The organism is Streptomyces phytophilus (assembly GCF_013870535.1).
Classification (GTDB): Bacteria; Actinomycetota; Actinomycetes; order Streptomycetales; family Streptomycetaceae; genus Streptomyces; species Streptomyces phytophilus.
In genome coordinates this window covers 1-2,569 of the sequence record NZ_JACBXC010000889.1, presented here as the reverse complement: position 1 = coordinate 2,569, position 2,569 = coordinate 1, and the positions used below count along the sequence as shown (strand labels likewise).

Below are 2,569 nucleotides of genomic sequence, written 5' to 3'. Positions count from 1 at the left end.
GGGCCGATCATGGCACCGCCTCCCCGGAATCCCGTGGAGGCGGCTCTCGTTCCAGTGCCCGGCCCTGTGCCCGGCCGGGGCGCCCGGCCTAGTCCTCGGCCATCAGCCCTTTGCGCAGCCGCACCAGCGTGCGCGACAGCAGCCGGGAGACGTGCATCTGCGAGATGCCCAGCTCCTCGCCGATCTCCGACTGGGTCATGTTGGCCACGAAGCGCAGCGAGAGGATCTTCCGGTCGCGCGGCGTCAGCTCCGCTATCAGCGGCTTGAGGGACTCGACGTACTCGATGCCCTCCAGCCCGTGGTCCTCGTAGCCGATGCGGTCCGCGAGGGCGCTCTCGGAGTCGTCCTCCTCGGGCTGCGCGTCCAGGGAGCTGGCGGTGTAGGCGTTCGAGGCGGCCATGCCCTCGATGACCTCGTCCCGGCCGATGTCCAGCCGCTCGGCCAGCTCGTCGACCGTGGGGGCGCGGTCGAGCTGCTGCGCCAGCTCGTCGCCCGCCTTCGCCAGGTCGAGCCGCAGCTCCTGCAGCCGCCGCGGGACGCGTACGGACCAGGAGGTGTCGCGGAAGAAGCGCTTGATCTCGCCGATGATGGTCGGCATCGCGAAGGTGGGGAACTCCACGCCGCGGGTGGGCTCGAAGCGGTCGATCGCCTTGATGAGCCCGATGGTGCCGACCTGGATGATGTCCTCCATCGGCTCGCTGCGCGAGCGGAACCGGGAGGCGGCGAACTTCACCAGCGCCAGGTTGAGTTCGATGAGGGTGTTGCGGACGTACGAGTACTCGTGGGTGCCCTCTTCGAGGGTGCCGAGCCGGTCGAAGAGCGTCTTCGACATCGCCCGGGCGTCCGCGGGGGCCACCTCGTCGAAGGCAATGCCCTCCAGCTCGTCGATGCTCCCCGTGAACGGGGCCGCCGCGGTGTCCTCGGCGTGGTGCTCTGTGTGGTCGTCGCCGTGCTCGGCGTGGGGTCGTGCCGGCGGCGTACTGGCCGCGGCGTCGAGCCGGGGTGACATTTGTCCTCCATCGTTCTCGGCATGTGGCTGCCGATGCCCTTACTCGTCCGCTGTGGTCTGCGGCGCCTCCCAAGGCCACGTTTTGTGAGTTCTTCTAGCCCTACCCCCTTCTTCCCTCCGGTGCAAGAATCAGCTGTCCATATTTGCCCTATTATGTTGGCTGTTCGGGTGCCGAACGTGTGACCAAAGGCGTAGGGTCGTGGCTGCATCGCACGACAATCCGAAGGTCAGGAGACAAGCGCGCATGGACGCCGGAACCGCCGGAAGCCCGAGCCGCGGCCGACTGCACGTCGACGTGCGGGTCCATGGCGGGAGCGCCGTCCTCACACCTGCGGGTGAACTGGACTACCACACGGCCGAGGTGCTGCGGGAGCCGCTGGAGCGATGTATCGCCGGCGGCCGCAGCCGGCTCGTACTCGACTGCACGCGCCTGGAGTTCTGCGACTCGACCGGGCTGAACGTGCTCCTCGGCGCCCGCCTCAAGGCGGAGGCGGACGGCGGTGCCGTGCACCTCGCGGGGCTGCAGCCGGTGGTGGCCAGGGTCTTCGAGATCACGGGCGCGGAGCAGGTCTTCTCTTTGCACGACACCCTGGAAGCCGCACTCGCGGAGTGACCTCCCTGTCGCCGGATACCGGGTGGGGCCGGTGCGACAGGTGATGCGCGTCACAGCGTCCCGGGGAAACTCGGGGGTGTTTCCGCGATCTCGCAGGGCAGAAGCCCAGGCGAAACTTCTGGAACGGGCAGGAAGGGCACGAATGCGCGGACGGGTGCGCGAACGGGCGTGCGGTTGCGCGAAGGGGGTGTCGTGAGGCGATGAGCTTCAGGTCGTTGCCGCCGGGCGCGCTGCCGCCCGAGGGCGAGGCCGGCAGCGGCGCCGCCGCGCCCGCGCGCCCGGACGACGGCGCCGCGGCCCCACCCGCCCCCGCGGACGAGCCCGCCCCCTCCGGACAGGTGCGCAGGCTGCGGCTCGTCGGCGCCAGCGGCATGGTGCCCCGCGCCCGCGACTTCGCCCGCCGGGCGCTGGAGGACTGGGGCTGGCTGCCCGCGGCCAACGCGGAGCAGCGCGCGGCGGCCGAGGACGTCCTGCTCGTCGTCTCGGAACTGGTGACGAACGCCTGCCTGCACGGCGGCGGACCGGACGAACTGCGGCTGCGTACGGCGGGCAAGGTGCTGCGCCTGGAGGTCAGCGACTCCGGCACGGGCACCCCGGAGCCGCGCACGCCGCACCGGGCCAGCAGGCCGGGCGGGCACGGGATGTTCATCGTGCAGCGGCTGTGCCTCGACTGGGGTGTGCAGCGCGAGACGGGAGCGGCGGGCAAGACGGTGTGGGCGGAGCTGTCGGCACCGCTGTAGCCGGTCGTACGTACCGGGGCGGCCCGTCTCGTACGTACCGGATGCCGTTCTTCGTACGAGCCGCTTGCCGCACGCCGTACGTGTCCGTAGGCCGCTTTTCGTACGAGCCGTCCGCCGCCCGCCCGGACCCGCCGCGTACCCCTAGCCGATCCGCCCCCGCAGCCACCCCTCGATCTCCCCGACCAGCTCGGGAGCCCGGACCCGGGC

At 71.2% G+C, this 2,569-nt stretch carries 3 protein-coding genes; 2 read left to right on the top strand and 1 reads right to left on the bottom strand.

Annotated elements, in window-relative coordinates; genetic code table 11:
• Nucleotides 1–88 precede the first annotated feature (88 nt).
• Nucleotides 89–1,009: an RNA polymerase sigma factor SigF gene (locus H5J30_RS26760; RefSeq protein WP_181789895.1), complete on the bottom strand. Its 921-nt coding sequence runs from the start codon at nucleotides 1,007–1,009 to the stop codon at nucleotides 89–91.
• 244 nt (nucleotides 1,010–1,253) lie between these two features.
• Between H5J30_RS26760 and H5J30_RS26755 the strand changes: the two genes are divergently transcribed.
• A complete protein-coding gene (locus H5J30_RS26755; protein WP_018838331.1) occupies nucleotides 1,254–1,622 on the top strand; it encodes an STAS domain-containing protein in 369 nt (122 codons plus the stop codon).
• Between the two features lie 200 nt (nucleotides 1,623–1,822).
• Nucleotides 1,823–2,362 carry an ATP-binding protein gene (locus H5J30_RS26750; protein ID WP_258563553.1) on the top strand — a complete coding sequence of 180 codons (540 nt, stop codon included), beginning with the start codon at nucleotides 1,823–1,825 and terminating at the stop codon, nucleotides 2,360–2,362.
• The last annotated feature ends 207 nt before the right edge of the window (nucleotides 2,363–2,569 follow it).

Coding starts and splice junctions, on each gene's coding strand:
- H5J30_RS26760 (WP_181789895.1), bottom strand. CDS start 1,009: ATGTCACCCCGGCTCGACGCCGCGGCCAGTACGCCGCCGGCACGACCC.
- H5J30_RS26755 (WP_018838331.1), top strand. CDS start 1,254: ATGGACGCCGGAACCGCCGGAAGCCCGAGCCGCGGCCGACTGCACGTC.
- H5J30_RS26750 (WP_258563553.1), top strand. CDS start 1,823: ATGAGCTTCAGGTCGTTGCCGCCGGGCGCGCTGCCGCCCGAGGGCGAG.